Source organism: Sphingobium sp. CFD-1, from assembly GCF_024611115.1.
GTDB classification, from domain to species: domain Bacteria; phylum Pseudomonadota; class Alphaproteobacteria; order Sphingomonadales; family Sphingomonadaceae; genus Sphingobium; species Sphingobium baderi_A.
Genome location: NZ_CP084398.1, coordinates 3608513 through 3622156 on the forward strand (window position 1 = coordinate 3608513; position 13644 = coordinate 3622156).

Genomic DNA, 13644 nt, shown 5'->3' on the forward strand with positions numbered 1-13644 from the left:
AGCGCCCCGCCGTCCGGTCGGGGCGCTTTTTTCATGCTGCGGTTTGAGAGTCAGAGGCTGGCCGGAAGGGGTTAAGTCCGGGTGGTCGAGAGAGAGCGCCGTCCGGATTTGTCCTTCCCGCTCTCCTGAGGTTCCCGACATGAACATGGTGTTTCCCGTGGCCGATGCGGTCACGCCGCTGGCGGCTGCGCCCGCGATTTTGGCTGCGGCCAGTCATTTGCTCCCCCATCTAGAACGCGGTGAGCGCGTCGATGCCGCCACCTTGCGCGGCGCGATGGAAACGGCCTTCGGCGCGTCCGACGCTACTGGCGTCTGGGACTGGAAGCTGGCCTATGAGGCCTGCGAAGTCGCCACAGTTCTCTTCCTTCGCAAATACGGAAAGGCGCTTTTCCGTAAAGCCGCTTCTCCGGCTGCACGGATTTCCGTGCTGGCAAAGATCGCGGGGCTGTTGCCCACGCAGACCCGGCGCTCCGAGGAAAGCCAGAACTTCCAGCAGTTTTCGACGCCGATCCCGCTCGGACTTGCAGCTCTGACGGCCGCCGCGATCATGCCTGATGACAGGGTTCTGGAACCCTCGGCTGGCACCGGCCTTCTGGCGATCCTGGCGCAGACCATAGGCGGTGCGCTGATCCTCAACGAATTCGCTGATACCCGAGCCGATTTACTCTCCTCGCTCTTTCCGGCCTTCGCCGTCACCCGGTTCGACGCCGCCCAGATCGACGATCATCTGGCCGCAGATGCCGTCCCGTCCGTGGTGCTGATGAACCCGCCATTCTCGGTCATGGCCAATGTCAGCGGACGTGTCGCAGATGCGGCCTACCGCCATGTTGCCTCGGCGCTGGCCCGTCTTGCTCCGGGCGGTCGGCTGGTGACGATCACCGGCGCTGGCTTTGGCCCCGAAGCTCCGGCCTGGCGGGAGGCTTTCATCCGCTTGCAGGCGCGTGGCCGTGTGGTGTTCACCGCCGCCGTCGATGGTGCGGTCTATGCAAAGCACGGCACCACGATCGACACGCGGCTGACCGTGATCGACAAACTGCCCGCCGACGATACTGGTATTTTTCCGGCCTCACCGGGCATCGCGCCTGATGTTGCCACGCTGATCGGATGGATCGAGGCGCATGTCCCGCAGCGTTCGCCGGTGTCATTGCCGAAGATTGCGGTGCCCGGTTCAACCGCCGCGCCGAAGACCGTGCGAGGCTATCTGGCCCGCGCGACAGCTGCGCGGCCTGCCGCGGCTCCCGCCAACGATCCCGAGGGCGTCGAACTTGCCTATGAGACCGTGGACTGGACGCCACCGGAAGGCGCTCGCCTGTCCGACGCGATCTATGAGGAATATGCGCTGCAATCGCTACGCATTGCTGGCGCGCAGCCGCATCCGACCAAGCTGGTGCAGTCTGCCGCCATGGCCTCGGTCGCACCGCCGAAGCCGTCCTACCGGCCCATACTGCCCGCTGACATCTGCGCGCGTCTGTCGAACGCCCAGCTCGAAACGGTGATCTATGCCGGGGAAGCCCATGCCGATCATCTCGCCGGCGCATGGACCGTGGATGAGCATTTCGACAATGTGAGCGCCGCGCCCGAGGATGCTGCCGGATCGATCCGCTTCCGCCGCGGCTTCATGCTCGGTGACGGAACCGGCGCTGGCAAGGGCCGCCAGTCCGCCGCCATCATTCTCGACAACTGGCTGCGCGGACGCCGCAAGGCGATCTGGATTTCCAAATCCGACAAGCTGATCGAGGACGCGCAGCGCGACTGGTCGGCGCTGGGCATGGAACGGTTGCTTGTCACGCCTCTGTCACGCTTTCCGCAGGGCGCAAAGATCACGCTGTCGGAAGGCATCCTTTTTACCACCTATGCCACGCTACGCTCCGACGACCGGGGCGAGAAGGTTTCCCGCGTCAAGCAGATCGTCGAATGGTTGGGGTCCGATTTCGATGGAGCCATTATATTCGACGAGAGCCATTCCATGCAGAATGCCGGTGGCGGAAAAGGCGAACGCGGCGATGTCGCCGCCTCGCAGCAGGGACGTGCGGGCCTGCGGCTCCAGCACGCGCTGCCCGATGCCCGCGTGGTTTATGTCTCGGCAACCGGGGCCACCACAGTACACAACCTTGCTTATGCACAGCGCCTCGGTCTCTGGGGCGGTGAGGATTTTCCGTTCCAGACCCGTGCCGAGTTCGTCGAGGCGATCGAAGCCGGTGGCGTGGCGGCCATGGAAGTGCTGGCCCGCGATCTGCGATCTCTCGGCCTCTATACCGCCCGCTCGCTTTCCTATGATGGCGTCGAATATGAACTGATCGAGCACCAGCTCACGGACGAACAGCGGCACATCTACGATTCATATGCTGCCGCCTTCGCCGTGATTCACGGGAACCTGGACGCGGCGATGGAAGCCGCCAATATCACCGGCAGCGAGGGCACGCTGAACCGGCAGGCGAAATCCGCCGCCCGCTCGGCCTTTGAAAGCACCAAGCAGCGCTTCTTCGGCCATCTGCTGACCTCCATGAAAACCCCGACCCTGATCCGGTCCATTGATGCCGATCTGGAAGCGGGCCATGCCGCCGTCATCCAGATCGTCTCGACCGGCGAAGCCCTGATGGAACGCCGGCTGTCCGAAATCCCGACCGAGGAATGGAACGATATTTCCGTCGATGTCACGCCCAGGGAGTATGTCGGCTCGTATTTGCAGCATTCCTTTCCGGTGCAGCTCTATGAGCCGTTCAGCGATGGCGAGGGCAATCTGTCGTCACGCCCTGTCTTCCGCGATGGTCAGCCGGTGGAATGCCGCGAAGCTGTAGCGCGGCGCGACGAGATGCTGGAGCAGCTGGGGTCGCTTCCACCTGTCCCCGGTGCGCTCGACCAGATCGTCCAGCGTTTCGGCACGGATATGGTGGCCGAGGTCACGGGCCGTTCGCGCCGGATCGTGCGCAAGGGCGAAGGAGCATCGGCACGCCTTGCGGTCGAGAACCGTGCGGCTTCTGCCAACCTTGCCGAGACGTCGGCCTTCATGGATGACCAGAAGCGCATTCTGGTCTTCTCGGACGCGGGTGGCACCGGACGCAGCTATCACGCCGAACTCTCGGCGAGAAACCAGCGCCTGCGCGTGCATTATCTGCTGGAACCGGGCTGGAAGGCCGATGCCGCCATTCAGGGGCTTGGGCGCACCAACCGGACCAATCAGGCGCAGCCGCCGCTGTTCCGACCCATCGCCACGGATGTCAAAGCCGAGAAGCGCTTCCTTTCAACCATCGCCCGCCGCCTCGACACGCTGGGCGCGATCACACGCGGCCAGCGCCAGACCGGCGGCCAGGGGCTGTTCCGTCCCGAGGATAATCTGGAATCCGCCTATGCTCGCGATGCGTTGCGCCAGCTCTATCTGCTGATCGTGCGCGGCAAGGTCGAGGGTTGCTCGCTCGAACGGTTTGAATCCGCCACCGGGCTGAAGCTGATGGACAGCAATGGTGTGAAGGACGAACTTCCGCCGATCACCACCTTCCTCAACCGCCTGCTGGCGCTGACCATCGAGTTGCAGGGCATCCTGTTCTCGGCCTTCGAGCAGCTTCTGCAGGCGCGGATCGACGGTGCGATTGCATCCGGCACCTATGATATGGGGCTGGAGACGCTGAAGGCCGAAAGCTTCATCGTCACCGACCGGCAGGTGATCCACACCCATCCGGGCACCGGCGCAGAAACGCGGCTCCTGACGCTCACAGAGCGCAAACGCAATCAGCCGGTCACGCTCGATGCAGCCCTGGCGGAACTGGATGATCCCCGCGCAAGATTGCTCATCAACGAGCGATCGGGACGTGCCGCCGTTCAGATCCCGACCACCAGCGTCATGCTGGATGATGGCGAGATCGAACGGCGCGTACGGCTGATCCGGCCCATGGAGGCGATGAACATTCCGGTTCGGGCGATGAGTGAGACCCATTGGCTTGAGGCCGATCGTTCCGCCTTCACCGTGGCCTGGAAGGCGGAACTGGCCGAGGTGCCGGAGTTCACCGACAGCATCCTGCATATGGTGACAGGGCTGCTTCTGCCAATCTGGAAACGCCTGCCGCAGGACTCCTCCCGCGTCTATCGGCTCCAGACCGACGAGGGCGAACGCATCATCGGTCGCCGGGTATCGCCGGCATGGGCTGCCAATGCCTCGACCAGTGGCGTCACCAGCAACCTGACACCGGATGCCGCCTATGCCGCGCTGATCGAAGGTCGCACGATCCTTGATCTCGCCGAAGGGCTGCAACTGCGCCGCGTCCGGGTCATGGGCGCCAGCCGGATCGAACTGACCGGCTTTACTGACGCAATGCGCGACCGGCTGCGGGCCTATGGCCTCTTCAGCGAGATCATCTCGTGGAAACTGCGCTTCTTCGTGCCGGTCGGCGCGATGGGACCGGAGATCATCGGCAAACTGCTTGACCGCTTCCCGGTCCTGCGCATCGGTGAGAGGGAGGCCGCATAATGGCGCGTCTCAACGCTTCCGAACTGGCGCAGCGTCTCGGCCGACAGGCCGAGGCGGTGTGCCGCCACTATCTGTCGAATGGGCGCAAACAGGGCAATTACTGGCAGGTTGGCGATGTCCGAAACACGGCAGGCCGGTCCATGTTCGTCCGGCTGCACGACAGCGTGAAAGGCATTGCCGGTAAATGGCAGGACTCGGCCACGGGTGAATATGGCGATCTGCTGGACGTGATCCAGGACTCGCTCGGTCTGATCGACTTCGCGGACGTTGCCGAAGAAGCCCGGCGCTTCCTCAGCCTGCCGCATCCTGAACCGCAGCCACCATTCCGTCCGTCCCGAACGCCAGCACCATCCGGATCATCCGAGGCCGCACGTCGCCTCTGGCGCATGACGCAGCCGCTGATCGGCAGTACCGCAGAAGCGTATTTACGCGGACGCGGCATTACGGATTTACGCCAGACCGCAAATCTGCGCTTTCATCCCAACTGTTACTGGCGGCCCGAGGACGATGGCCCGACCGAAGCTTGGCCCGCGATGATCGCCGCCGTCACCGACCTCGATGGCAGGATTACCGGCGCACACCGCACATGGCTGGCACCGGACGGTTCCGGCAAGGCACCCGTCGATCCGCCGAGGAAGGCAATGGGCGACCTGCTCGGACATGCAGTGCGTTTCGGTGATGTGCAGAATGTCATGGCGGCGGGGGAAGGTATCGAAACCATCCTGTCGCTGCGTCAGGCTCTGCCCACCATGCCGATGGTTTCCGCGCTCTCGGCCGGACACCTCGCGGCCATCCTGTTCCCGCCTCACCTGCGCAGGCTCTATATCGTCCGCGACAACGATCCGGCAGGTGACAGCGCCCGTGATAGCCTGGTGGACCGGGCGCACGAGGCCGGGATCGAGGCCATCACGCTCTCGCCCATGATGGGGGACTTCAACGAAGATCTCGCAACTCACGGGCTGGATGCCGTTCGGGCAGAGATCCGGGTGCAAATCGCTCCCGAGGACGTCAGCCGCTTCATGGCTTCAATCGCATAGCCGGCACGGGGCCGTGATCGGGCCGTTCCGATGCTGTCATGCGCACAGGCTGCATCCTGTCATCAGCAGAGGACCGCGCCTTGGCCTTCCGAGAGGGCGATCGGCCCACAAACGCTCCGGTCAGGCAATGGCGGCGCCCGACTGATTTCCGTCGGCGGGCAAGCCCGCCTTTACAGCGCGAAACAAATCAGCCGGGCTTTGCCATCAAGGCCCTCGCCAGAGGCTCGCGCTGCCAGACCGGAGCGCCCGTGGGCTTGTCTCGCCATGAAGGCCGCGACGGTCGCGGTCCAACTGACGGAAGCATCCCATGTACGCGCACGACGATTTCGAACCCGATCACAGCACGTCCCCGACCGGCCACGCCATCGAAGAACTTGAACTCTACGGCTACCGTCCCTCCGAAGACGAGGCCGATCCCCGGATCACACCCGAAGATCACGTCATCCAGGGCGCAGTCTCCGACATCTTCGACGCCCTGATTTCCACCATGGCCGACACCAGCCTCGATTTCGACCTCGACGAGATCCTGTGGTCCACCGTCAACACCTTCCACCGCGCTGTCGAGCGGATCGAGACCAAACTCGACGATAACGAGCAGGCACAGAAGCGTCTTCAGCGTGAACAGGACGGCAGCGAGGTCAAATCCGTCCAGCTCGAAACCCTGATCGGCGCGGGCCAAAGCCTGATCGAGCGCCGCGACAGCATGGAAACCTTCCGCGATACCGCCGCCGACATCTATCTGCGCACCACCGGCACGCCCTGGTCGCAACGCTCCGGCTCACGGGTCAACCATCGCCAGATGACCTCGGCCATGATCGACAGCCGCGACTTCATCGCCGCAAAACGCCGGGCCGACAATGAGGTGCTGCTGCCCGCCGGACCAAAGATCGCCTTCTCGGGCGGTGACACCACCGATCACCGGACGATCTGGGCCAAGCTCGATCAGGTCCACGCCAAGCACCCGGACATGGTCCTGATGCACGGCGGATCGCCCAAGGGCGCGGAACGCATCGCGGCCACCTGGGCCAATAACCGCAAGGTCGCACAGGTCGCCTTCAAGCCCGACTGGACGAAACATGCCAAGGCAGCACCGTTCAAGCGCAACGATCAGATGCTCGCCACGATGCCGATCGGGGTCATCATCTTCCCCGGCACGGGTATTCAGGACAACCTGGCCGACAAGGCCCGCAAGATGGGCATCCCGGTCTATCGCTTCGGGACCGGCAGCGCGTGAGCGCTGCCTTCCCACGTCATCATGAGCATGACGATAGCGCCCGCCGATCATTCCATGTCGCCTGGACAGGCATATTTATGCTATATGTCGCAGCGCGCCGTGGTGGTGGTGGAAGGCGCAACCGTCCAACCTTTTGCACGGAGACACCACCATGATCGTTCTCGGAATCCTCGTTTCCATCGCAGCCATCGGCACCATGTGCTGGCTGCTGTTCAATCTCGCCGTATTCGCCCTGCCGTTCTTTATCGGCCTGAATGCAGGCACCTGGTCCTATGGCACGGGGGCTGGCTGGCTCGGCAGCATCGCTGTCGGTCTTCTCACCGCTGGTCTGACACTGGCAGTCGGTCAGGGCCTGCTCATGCTGGTCCGCCCGATCTGGGCCCGTCTGCTGATTGCTCTGGCCTTCGTCGCTCCGGCGGGGATGGCCGGGTTTTATGCCACGCTTGGTATCGTCAAGCATATGATGCCGTCTGAAAAATGGCAGCTCATCTTCTCGGTGATCGGGGCCATTGCGGTGGGCGTAACAGCGTTCCTGCGCGTTGCGGGCATGGCGGCAGCCGGTCCAGCGGACGGGAACCTTGCACGCACCTGAACCGCAATGATCAGTTGATGGCGACCAGAAGCGAGTGCGGATCATCTTCCATCTTCGTCAGGAAAATGGTGGCAGACAGCGACCAGGCATCGGATCAGCTTGAGGCACAGATGCGGCTGATAGGAGCGCAGAACGGGGAGCACCAGTGTTTGTGGTCTTTCCAGTACCCGGTTGGGGGCAATGCCGGTAGAACAGGCCGGAAAGAGAGATGCGCATGGCCTGAGACGCAGGGCGACCGGCAAGGCCGGTGTTGCCCGTCTGGTCATCGTGATGGGGCCTCAAGATTGCCACGTCTCCGTTCAGCCCCCGTGTCTCGACCGCTCCAAACGGCCTCTTCAATGGCCTGATCTGGCCGAAGAACAGCGCGATGCGCTTCGACCGCTTTAGCGCAACAGCGTCGTCACAACTTTCTTCCCCTGACGGCAGAGCCGCCATTCCGCGCGGAACAAGAAAGTTTCTCCTGTGCTGTCCAGCCCCCAAAGGGGGTGCGCCAGCGTTCGTCTCCGGCCGGTCGATCGCCATAGAGGCCGCAATGGTGCGGGCTCGGAAACGGAAAACGGAGACTTAAAATGGCAACCATCGGCACCTTCAAGAAGACCGGCTCGAACGACTTCACCGGCGAAATCGTCACCCTGAGCGTCAAGGCCAAAGGCGTGCGCATCGTTCCCGACCTGCGCGCCACCGGCGAGAACGCCCCCAGCCACCGGGTTCTGGTCGGCCGCGCCGAAATCGGCGCCGCCTGGTCCAAGCGCTCCAACGAGGGCCGCGACTATCTGGGCCTCAAGCTGGATGATCCGAGCTTCAACGCCCCGATCTACGCCAACCTCTTCGATGACGAAGAAGGCGACACCTTCTCCCTCATCTGGTCCCGCCCCAACGGTCGCCGCGGCGACTGAGGCGCGGAACAAAGGCCCCGACCGGAAGGTCGGGGCCTTTCTCATACCCGCAGGAAAGCCGTCACGCCCACCGCAACCGCTACACCCGGTTCTCCACCCGCACGCCGGGCATGCGGACGAATTCCTTTTACCACGATCAGCCACTCGCTGCGGGCGTGTGCGCCGATCTGCATGTCGTGCGGCCCGCAAGGCGTGCCCGCACGCTCCAACTCGGCGCGGACCTGCGCAAAATGGGCGGCCGCCTTGTTGCCCTGCGGGCCGCGCTCTCGTCTGCGCCGGAACCGCGTAATCGCGCGTTTCCGCCATTCGGCTTCGATCACTGACACGGGAATGTCGTCAGGGTATCTCCCATGTGATGCGCAACAGTGCTAACGAGAGATTCTTTAATGGATTGATCGGGTTAGGCGATCCACTTATCGCGCTAGCCACGCTACCGCAAAACCAATCAATACCGCAGCCTTTTCAAGTCGGGCGTGGCCTTGTGCCGTCCGGCTTTGGGAGGACGCGCCATGCAGAGCATAGATTGGCGTATTCCGGCGGCTTATAAACGCATTAAAGACCTTCCGCCCGCCGGTTTCGCCTGGGAATATCTTCGTCGCAACGAAGACTATCGCCGTGACGTCGAGAGACTCACGCAGAGGAGAGAACCCGCGGGAGAAGAGGTTAACGCCTTTGCTTCCCGCTGGGGGGTGCGATTTCGCACACGACCCCGACGCGCAGCCTGACGGCGCACCGCCTTTCTGGTCGCCGCATTTCAATCCGCAGGCCATTATTCTGTCTCCGGTCGAGCAGAACGATCCGGATGGCGGGCGGCTTGTCGCTCTCGCACATCTCGATGGCCTGATCCTGCGCCGCGCACCGGATGGCTGGCACGCAATCTGGCGTGTCGGTGGGATGGAGCATCAATTCTGGCTGCCACAGGGCGCAATCGATGCAGCAGCTTTCTATGCTGCAATCCTGCCCATGGACGAGTTCATGGAATTACGCGCCCACGCGGCCCGCCGCCTCTGGAGGTGCCTGACAGGCCGCTCTCCGGGGCCGGATATTCGCGCCATGCCAGCGCAGCTTCGGCAATGGCACCTTCTGTCGCTGCGGGCGCTGGACGCACGGCTGCACGGCGAAAGCTATCGCGCCGTTGCCGAAGTCCTGCTCGGCTTCCGTGGCGACAAGGAAGATTTCGAGACTGATCCGCGCAAGAACAAGGCACGTCGTCTTGTTGTCCACGGCATCAGGATGATGCGCGGAGGCTATCGGCTGCTTTTGCATTATCCGGTCAAGCCGATTCCACGATCAAAAGGCGACTGAGGCAATCTCACCGATTCCTGTTTGCCGCAGCCTGTTCCAGTATTTGCCTGTAACCTTCCCGCGACAGCCATTGAGCGCGTTCCAGATGGCTCTGCCAGCATCGCCGGGTGCGCATCTCATCTGATGCCGGATCGCGGTGCAGAACAATTCGCGCCACTTCCTTCCAGTCGGCTTCCTCGGACTTGGCGTCCAGAAGGCGCAGATAGGTCACAAAGTGCTGCTCGTCATAGGCGGTGATGACATGGCCGGATGGAGCCAGATCATCCACATGGGGGTCAAGTTCGACGGGCGCTTTCACGGTCATTCCCCTTCTTTCAGAAGAGTTTCTGCGGTTCGCCCCCGCAATAAAACTCTCTGACTCCTGGTGATCGGGGAGTTAGTAACCGTGTTGAACGGCCCCATGGCCTTTAGCTGGAAAGCCTGTTGCATACGCCACAGGCTCCCCGACCATAGGGTCAAGGAGTGTGGTGCCGTCACGGCCGACACCAACCGTCAACAGGGGTTACTAAGCCCCGGAGCAGTGCGTCTGCCCCATCTGCATCCATAGCCGAACTGCGCGCGGATGTCTTGAGCGAATCCGCATCGGGCTCACTGAGTTGCTGAAATCTCACGTCTTTTCGCGCTGACATAGCCCCTTTCGGGGGTGCCGTCTGCGTATGTACGCAAATGCGGCACGCTACACGCCGCCGATCACTTCCCATGGTTCGCCATAGCGCGCCGCCGTCTCCGGCAGCCGCATCAACCTGACGAACCGGAGGTGATCTCATGGCCGAGCGCCGAAACGCGGACCTGCCACCGCGCATGCTGCGTACTCAGGAAGCTGCACGTTTCCTTGGCATTTCTCTTCGCACGCTGGAAAAACACCGGACCTACGGGACCGGTCCGACCTATCGCAAAATCGGTGGCCGGGTTCTCTACACGGTCGAGGATCTTCAGGCCTGGGCCGACATCGGCGCACGCAAATCCACCAGTGACAAGGACGTCGGCACGGTCTTTCCGGCTCGCCCCCTGACGCCTGAAGAGCGGAGCAAGCTCTGAATGCGGCGCGTCGATCACCCTGACGCCCTGCGACGAGAAGGCGGTAGCGAGCGCAGCCACCTCGATCCCTTCGTGGTCGCAACCGGCGATGCCAGTCCGCGCGACCAGCGCGATCTGATGGAGCGGCCTTTCTTCTCGCTGGCGAAGACGCCGCGCACGAAGCCCATCCTCTACAAGACCGCCGATGTCGAGGTGCAGGTGTTCGGGATGCCCGAACATGGCATGGCGACGATCTGGGATGCCGATGTGCTGATCTGGGCTGCAAGCCAAATCGTTGCCGCCGAAAACAACGGCATCAAGACATCCCGCTTCTTCCGCTTCACGCCCTATCATCTGCTGCGCGCCATCGGCCGCGACACCGGAAACCGCCAATATCTGCTGCTGAAGGCAGCGCTTGCCCGGCTGCAATCCACGGTCGTCGCCACGACGATCCGTAACGGCAAGCATTGGCGCCGCCGCCAGTTCTCCTGGATCAACGAATGGGAAGAGATGACCACGCGCGACGGTCGCGTTGAGGGCATGGAGTTTGTCCTGCCCGAGTGGTTCTACAACAGTGTCCTTGACCGTTCGCTGGTCCTGACCATCGACCCGGATTATTTCCGGCTGACCGGTGGTATCGAGCGCTGGCTCTACCGTGTTGCCCGCAAACACGCCGGACATCAGCCGCATGGCTGGCTGTTCGAGGTTGCGCACCTTTACCAGAAATCCGGCAGCATGGCCCGACCATCGGACTTTGCACTGGACTTGCGCCGCATTGCTGCCCGCCAGCCGCTGCCCGGCTACCAGCTTAAGATCCTGCGCGAGGATCGCCGCGAACTGCTGCGAATCCGCCCTGAAAATCTATCCACAGTGCCTGTGGATAACATTGTGGATGCCGTCGGTACATCAGGCGCAAAGGGTATCGGTACATCAGGCGCAGCACTATCGGCACATCAGGCGCACGAGCCCCAGTTAAGCCTCTGGAACGAAAAGAAGAATCCGACTGCTAACTTAGAATCTAACATAGAATCTAACTTTTCTTCTTTGACGCGCGCGCATGAAAGGCACGGTGCCAGTGCCACTTCCCGCCGACCTGGGCGGGGTACGCCATGATCGTCGCGCTCCTCAATCAGAAAGGCGGCGTGGGCAAGACCACGCTGGCGCTGCATCTTGCCGGAGCCTGGGCTGCGCAAGGCAAGCGGGTCATCCTGATCGACGCCGACCCGCAAGGCTCCGCACTGGACTGGTCAGAGCGGCGCAGCCATGAAGGGCTGCCAAGGCTGTTCACCGTCATCGGCCTTGCCCGCGATACCCTGCATAGGGAAGCGCCGGAACTGGCGCGTGACGCCGATCATATCGTCATTGATGGTCCGCCCCGTGTCGCTGGTCTGATGCGCTCAGCACTGCTTGCAGCCGACCTGGTGCTGATCCCGGTGCAGCCATCCCCCTTTGACGGCTGGGCCTCGGCCGAGATGCTGGCGCTTCTGAACGAAGCGCGCATCTATCGACCGGAGCTGTCCGCCCGCTTTCTGCTGAACCGATGCGGTGCGCGCACGATCATCACCCGCGAAACGGCCGAGACACTGGCTGACCATGATCCGCCCTTGCTGGCCACGACGGTTGGCCAGCGTGTCGCCTTCGCCGAAGCCGCACAGACCGGACGACTGGTCTCCGAGACTGATGGCGGCGAACGGGCCGCACAGGAGGTCACAGCGCTGGCGGCCGAAATCGATGGCCTCGGTATCGGGAGGATCGTGCCATGACACGTCCGCCTGTCAAATCCGGCTTCGCATCACGTCCGGGCAATCCCGATAGCTGGGTCAGAGCCGCCGATGCGCCGCCAACCGGCAAGACGGCGACGGAGGCGTTTACCGCCCGCCTGACCATCGACATCACGCCCGAACTGCGCGGGCGCATCAAGGTTGCCGCTTTCCGGCGTGGCGTCACCGTCGCCGTGATGCTGCGCGAGCTGCTGGTCCGCGAGTTTCCACCCATCGAAGGAGATCAGCCATGACCGGCAAAACCGTGCGCGCTGCGCATGAACATCCGCAGGCGGACGGGCCTGCACCGTTCACCACATTGGTCGAACTGACCTTCCAGAAGAAGAAGGTCGAGCGGTGGATACGCTTCGGCCGCAAGAGCTTTGAGCAGATCATCGACCGCCGCCGCAGTCTGATCGGTTTTGCGCCCGAAAGCATCTTCGCACTCAATCGCTGGGCTTCCAACGATTACGGCACCATCGTCTCGCGGCTCGACATCCTGCGCGCTGTCGGGCGTGGCGAACCGTACCAGACCGTGCCCTTCGTTCGTCCTGGCGGCGAGATCCTGCTGCGTATCGATGGCTGGCGACAAGTCCAGCGGGTGTTGGCCCTGATCGATGCCGTGGACGCGCTAGGCGTCGATCCGGCCGATGTTGCGCCGGAGCATTGGCGGCACGTCCACAACCGTTTGAGTGCTGGTCAGGAACCCAATCCCTACACCCCGGAGCGCCATGCCGCATGGGTCAGCCGCCGGAGGATCGCACCATGAGCCGTCGTCATATCCTTGCCGTGTCCATGCTGGCCGTCGGCACGCTTGTCGTCACGGCGGTTGCCGATCTGCCAACCCGGCTGATCTGGAATGCGACTGCCAGCGCGCCCATCGGCTTCTACACAGTTGCTCCCGCCGATGCGCTCGAAGTGCCCGAACTGGTCGCCATCATGCCGTCTGAGCCGCTGGAGCGGTTCATGGTCGATCGCGGCTATATCGGACGCGGCGTGCCGCTGCTGAAGCGTGTCCTCGGCCTGCCGGGACAGCGCGTTTGCCGCAACGGTGCGACCATTACCGTCGATCATGTCGAGATGGGGGACGCGCTGGAGCGCGACCGCATGGGCCGCGATCTGCCGGTCTGGCAGGGCTGCCGCATTATCGGCGACGGTGAACTCTTCCTCATGAATTGGGACATCCGGGACAGCCTCGATGGCCGTTACTTCGGACCTGTTCCCGCCAGTTCCGTCATCGGCCGGGCGCTGCCGCTCTGGACCGATGGGGAAGGTGATGGCCGCTACGAATGGCGGGCGGCCACGCATTGAACCCACGCCGAAACCTCGACGACAGGAGAT

The 13644-nt window shown here is 63.1% G+C and carries 15 protein-coding genes; 13 read left to right on the forward strand and 2 right to left on the reverse strand.

The features are described from left to right. Positions 1–139 precede the first annotated feature (139 nt). From LDB26_RS18060 to LDB26_RS18080, 5 genes are all read left to right on the forward strand, one after another. Positions 140–4462: a strawberry notch family protein gene (locus LDB26_RS18060; protein WP_257539459.1), complete on the forward strand. Its 4323-nt coding sequence runs from the start codon at positions 140–142 to the stop codon at positions 4460–4462. Further along, positions 4462–5499: a toprim domain-containing protein gene (locus LDB26_RS18065; protein ID WP_209483351.1), complete on the forward strand. Its 1038-nt coding sequence runs from the start codon at positions 4462–4464 to the stop codon at positions 5497–5499. The genes LDB26_RS18060 and LDB26_RS18065 overlap by 1 nt, the downstream gene beginning before the upstream one ends. A gap of 307 nt (positions 5500–5806) precedes the next feature. Next, a complete protein-coding gene (locus LDB26_RS18070; RefSeq protein WP_209483349.1) occupies positions 5807–6733 on the forward strand; it encodes a DUF2493 domain-containing protein in 927 nt (308 codons plus the stop codon). Positions 6734–6884: 151 nt separating this feature from the next. Continuing rightward, complete coding sequence (locus LDB26_RS18075) at positions 6885–7325, forward strand: hypothetical protein (protein ID WP_257539460.1); 441 nt, start codon at positions 6885–6887, stop codon at positions 7323–7325. A gap of 569 nt (positions 7326–7894) precedes the next feature. Continuing rightward, positions 7895–8221 carry a DUF736 domain-containing protein gene (locus tag LDB26_RS18080; RefSeq protein ID WP_209483344.1) on the forward strand — a complete coding sequence of 109 codons (327 nt, stop codon included), beginning with the start codon at positions 7895–7897 and terminating at the stop codon, positions 8219–8221. Between the two features lie 41 nt (positions 8222–8262). Here LDB26_RS18080 and LDB26_RS21685 read toward each other — a convergent pair whose 3' ends face one another. Then, positions 8263–8547, reverse strand: a complete 285-nt coding sequence (locus LDB26_RS21685) for a type II toxin-antitoxin system VapC family toxin (protein ID WP_373886134.1) — start codon at positions 8545–8547, stop codon at positions 8263–8265. 183 nt (positions 8548–8730) lie between these two features. Here LDB26_RS21685 and LDB26_RS21690 point away from each other — a divergent pair, with 183 nt between their 5' ends. Continuing rightward, positions 8731–8946, forward strand: a complete 216-nt coding sequence (locus LDB26_RS21690) for a transcriptional regulator domain-containing protein (protein WP_122066901.1) — start codon at positions 8731–8733, stop codon at positions 8944–8946. Beyond that, entirely contained in the window at positions 8894–9526 is a 633-nt protein-coding gene (locus tag LDB26_RS18090; RefSeq protein WP_257539461.1) for a DUF2285 domain-containing protein, read from the forward strand. Before LDB26_RS21690 ends, LDB26_RS18090 begins: the two co-directional genes overlap by 53 nt. 7 nt (positions 9527–9533) lie before the next feature. Here the strand turns inward: LDB26_RS18090 and LDB26_RS18095 are convergent, their stop codons facing one another. Next, positions 9534–9824, reverse strand: a complete 291-nt coding sequence (locus tag LDB26_RS18095; RefSeq protein ID WP_122066921.1) for a DNA -binding domain-containing protein — start codon at positions 9822–9824, stop codon at positions 9534–9536. Positions 9825–10291: 467 nt separating this feature from the next. Here LDB26_RS18095 and LDB26_RS18100 point away from each other — a divergent pair, with 467 nt between their 5' ends. From LDB26_RS18100 to LDB26_RS18125, 6 genes are read left to right on the forward strand one after another with little or no spacing between them, the layout of a single operon-like run. Beyond that, the gene (locus tag LDB26_RS18100) at positions 10292–10564 is read left to right on the forward strand and encodes an AlpA family transcriptional regulator (RefSeq protein ID WP_165457007.1); all 273 of its coding nucleotides are present in this window, start codon (positions 10292–10294) and stop codon (positions 10562–10564) included. Then, a complete protein-coding gene (locus LDB26_RS18105; protein WP_112520471.1) occupies positions 10565–11656 on the forward strand; it encodes a replication initiator protein A in 1092 nt (363 codons plus the stop codon). Beyond that, positions 11653–12306, forward strand: coding sequence for a ParA family partition ATPase (gene parA / locus LDB26_RS18110; RefSeq protein WP_209483342.1), 654 nt, complete (start codon positions 11653–11655; stop codon positions 12304–12306). Before LDB26_RS18105 ends, parA begins: the two co-directional genes overlap by 4 nt. After that, the gene (locus tag LDB26_RS18115) at positions 12303–12557 is read left to right on the forward strand and encodes a hypothetical protein (protein ID WP_112520469.1); all 255 of its coding nucleotides are present in this window, start codon (positions 12303–12305) and stop codon (positions 12555–12557) included. The genes parA and LDB26_RS18115 overlap by 4 nt, the downstream gene beginning before the upstream one ends. Then, positions 12554–13072, forward strand: a complete 519-nt coding sequence (locus LDB26_RS18120; protein WP_166015880.1) for a DUF2840 domain-containing protein — start codon at positions 12554–12556, stop codon at positions 13070–13072. The genes LDB26_RS18115 and LDB26_RS18120 overlap by 4 nt, the downstream gene beginning before the upstream one ends. Next, positions 13069–13614 carry a S26 family signal peptidase gene (locus tag LDB26_RS18125; RefSeq protein ID WP_209483340.1) on the forward strand — a complete coding sequence of 182 codons (546 nt, stop codon included), beginning with the start codon at positions 13069–13071 and terminating at the stop codon, positions 13612–13614. The genes LDB26_RS18120 and LDB26_RS18125 overlap by 4 nt, the downstream gene beginning before the upstream one ends. Positions 13615–13644: the final 30 nt, after the last annotated feature.

What these genes read in the sequence shown, in the direction of transcription:
- parA (WP_209483342.1), top strand. Translation starts at nt 11,653, where the DNA reads ATGATCGTCGCGCTCCTCAATCAGAAAGGCGGCGTGGGCAAGACCACG.
- LDB26_RS18060 (WP_257539459.1), top strand. Translation starts at nt 140, where the DNA reads ATGAACATGGTGTTTCCCGTGGCCGATGCGGTCACGCCGCTGGCGGCT.
- LDB26_RS18120 (WP_166015880.1), top strand. Translation starts at nt 12,554, where the DNA reads ATGACCGGCAAAACCGTGCGCGCTGCGCATGAACATCCGCAGGCGGAC.
- LDB26_RS18115 (WP_112520469.1), top strand. Translation starts at nt 12,303, where the DNA reads ATGACACGTCCGCCTGTCAAATCCGGCTTCGCATCACGTCCGGGCAAT.
- LDB26_RS18080 (WP_209483344.1), top strand. Translation starts at nt 7,895, where the DNA reads ATGGCAACCATCGGCACCTTCAAGAAGACCGGCTCGAACGACTTCACC.
- LDB26_RS18075 (WP_257539460.1), top strand. Translation starts at nt 6,885, where the DNA reads ATGATCGTTCTCGGAATCCTCGTTTCCATCGCAGCCATCGGCACCATG.
- LDB26_RS18125 (WP_209483340.1), top strand. Translation starts at nt 13,069, where the DNA reads ATGAGCCGTCGTCATATCCTTGCCGTGTCCATGCTGGCCGTCGGCACG.
- LDB26_RS18105 (WP_112520471.1), top strand. Translation starts at nt 10,565, where the DNA reads ATGCGGCGCGTCGATCACCCTGACGCCCTGCGACGAGAAGGCGGTAGC.
- LDB26_RS18100 (WP_165457007.1), top strand. Translation starts at nt 10,292, where the DNA reads ATGGCCGAGCGCCGAAACGCGGACCTGCCACCGCGCATGCTGCGTACT.
- LDB26_RS18070 (WP_209483349.1), top strand. Translation starts at nt 5,807, where the DNA reads ATGTACGCGCACGACGATTTCGAACCCGATCACAGCACGTCCCCGACC.
- LDB26_RS18065 (WP_209483351.1), top strand. Translation starts at nt 4,462, where the DNA reads ATGGCGCGTCTCAACGCTTCCGAACTGGCGCAGCGTCTCGGCCGACAG.
- LDB26_RS21690 (WP_122066901.1), top strand. Translation starts at nt 8,731, where the DNA reads ATGCAGAGCATAGATTGGCGTATTCCGGCGGCTTATAAACGCATTAAA.